The 340-nt window shown below is 42.6% G+C and carries 2 tRNA genes; both read right to left on the reverse strand.

From position 1 onward, the window contains the following. Nucleotides 1-102: 102 nt before the first annotated feature. Nucleotides 103-178 (reverse strand) — tRNA-Ala (locus CXF93_RS02920). Nucleotides 179-202: 24 nt separating this feature from the next. After that, nucleotides 203-279 (reverse strand) — tRNA-Ile (locus CXF93_RS02925). Between the last annotated feature and the right edge of the window lie 61 nt (nt 280-340).

Here is a 340-nt window from a genome sequence, read left to right on the forward strand (position 1 = left end):
CTTCTTTATTTATTCAGCTTTCCAAATTTTTAAAGAGCAATTTGCTAAAAAGCAAAGATAAGCATTAAGCTTGCTTAGCTTTGTATTTTAACAACTATGATGTGGTGGAGCTATGCGGGATCGAACCGCAGACCTCCTGCGTGCAAGGCAGGCGCTCTCCCAGCTGAGCTATAGCCCCACATCATAGAGTTCGTAAGAAGATTGGTAGGACTGAGTAGATTTGAACTACCGACCTCACCCTTATCAGGGGCGCGCTCTAACCAACTGAGCTACAGTCCTATCGCATTTCTTACATGCTTTTTACTTTTCTATTCAAGCAATTTGTGTGGGCACTTACAAA

The sequence above is a fragment of the Moritella sp. Urea-trap-13 genome, from assembly GCF_002836355.1.
Lineage (GTDB): Bacteria > Pseudomonadota > Gammaproteobacteria > Enterobacterales > Moritellaceae > Moritella.